Annotated in this window: 2 protein-coding genes; one reads left to right on the forward strand and one right to left on the reverse strand. The window is 39.9% G+C overall.

Going from position 1 to position 1,520, the window contains the following annotated elements; genetic code table 11:
- Positions 1–17: 17 nt before the first annotated feature.
- Positions 18–1,340, reverse strand: a complete 1,323-nt coding sequence (locus O9295_RS25900) for an RNA-guided endonuclease InsQ/TnpB family protein (protein WP_288036158.1) — start codon at positions 1,338–1,340, stop codon at positions 18–20.
- Between the two features lie 57 nt (positions 1,341–1,397).
- Between O9295_RS25900 and O9295_RS25905 the strand changes: the two genes are divergently transcribed.
- Positions 1,398–1,520, forward strand: a 123-nt coding sequence (locus tag O9295_RS25905; RefSeq protein WP_288036159.1) for a transposase, incomplete at its 3' end; no start/stop codon positions are given.

Raw genomic sequence — 1,520 nt, forward strand, 5'->3', positions numbered from 1 at the left:
TTTGACATCTCCCCGCTTTAAAAAGACGGGGATTCTAATCGGTGAATAGAAGCGGGTTGAAACCGCGCTTCTATTCGATTACGATATATTTTAGAAAGGCTATCCAATTTATATCGTTGTGGCACTGTCAAAGATGCCCTACCCACCTTATCTAGAGAAACCCCTAGCTGTGTGGCTACTTTTTTAATGATATTGGCCGCACCGTTGCAATCAGCATTAATTAATTGACCACTAAAAGCTTTAAACAAACCTCTTTTAATTCTTTTACCTGATGACTGCCACCCTTCGGGTTTCTCACCGAATTTAGGTAGCGAATCACCATCTAAAAAAGAAGCCTTTGAGGTGTAGCTTTCCTCAGTCTCAACGAATTTAATCCCGTACTTTTCACACAATTGACCAATGCGATTTTTAAGCTTCGCTGTGGGAATACTAACAAATTCCTGATTAACTTTCTTTCCTAACTCAATCGAGTCTTTTTGTCGCTGATTCCCTCCAAAAACGACAGTAGAAATGTCATGGCCGAGACACCAATTGATAATAAAACGAGCAGCTTTATTGGTAGCGTCTCTCATCTGTCGGTTACGCCTTTCGGTTATTTTAGCTAATTCATCATCCCAGTAACCCTGCGGCTTACCAGTCTTAATTTGAGCAACTCGCTTGTTATACCATTGATTTTGAGACTTAGCCTTTTTTCCGTCAAAGATAAAAGACTTTCCCGTGTTAGAAACGCAGGTTAACCAGTTACCCAATCCGTGATCTATTCCTAGTACATTGTTATTAGGCTTAACTTTCTCTTGATCGGGTTGCTTATAAACACACTCAAGATAAAAACTAAGATTTCTAGGAACGATCCGAAACTCTTTAATGTCTTCAAACCTCAAATTAGACGGCATTGGCAGATAAAAACTATCAATCCCGAACCAAGCTTTTAGCTGCTCCCCCAACGAAAACCTTAACCCTTTTTCGGTTAACTTCACATATCTTGCCGTATAGGTTACTACTGCCATCCCCCCTTTCTTTCGATATTTAGGTGGTCTAGGCTTATTAGGTAATTGCCCTTTATTCCAGAGACCTAAAAGCCCTTTATAGGAAGAAAAAGATTCAGCAACATCATGGAGCAATTGTTGAGCGCAACATGACCGCATGGCTCGAAAATGAGGGTGATTTTTCAACTGAGAATCAAGGTCATATTTACCGATATATCGCCCTGCCTTAAAAAGCATTTGCCGACAATAATAAATACCACAATTAGCCAGCTTGTTAGCTTCTTCACAGACAAACTCTAAGACAGCCCTTATCTCGCTGTCTGTATGGATGAGAACTTCTTGAACTCCGTACATCTTGACTTACCTCCTGTATATAGGCTAGGTTGGAAATACAATATTTGTCAAGGGTAGATGGAAGATTATAGAAGAAATCCTCATTCGGTAACACTACTTAACTATCACTTTGTCTGGTGTCCAAAACGGAGAAAAGCGGTATTAAAAGGGGACATTAAGTTAAGAGCGCAGTCGATTATT

This window comes from Microcystis sp. LE18-22.4A (genome assembly GCF_027531105.1).
GTDB lineage: Bacteria > Cyanobacteriota > Cyanobacteriia > Cyanobacteriales > Microcystaceae > Microcystis > Microcystis aeruginosa.

Coding starts and splice junctions, on each gene's coding strand:
- O9295_RS25900 (WP_288036158.1), bottom strand. CDS start 1,340: ATGTACGGAGTTCAAGAAGTTCTCATCCATACAGACAGCGAGATAAGG.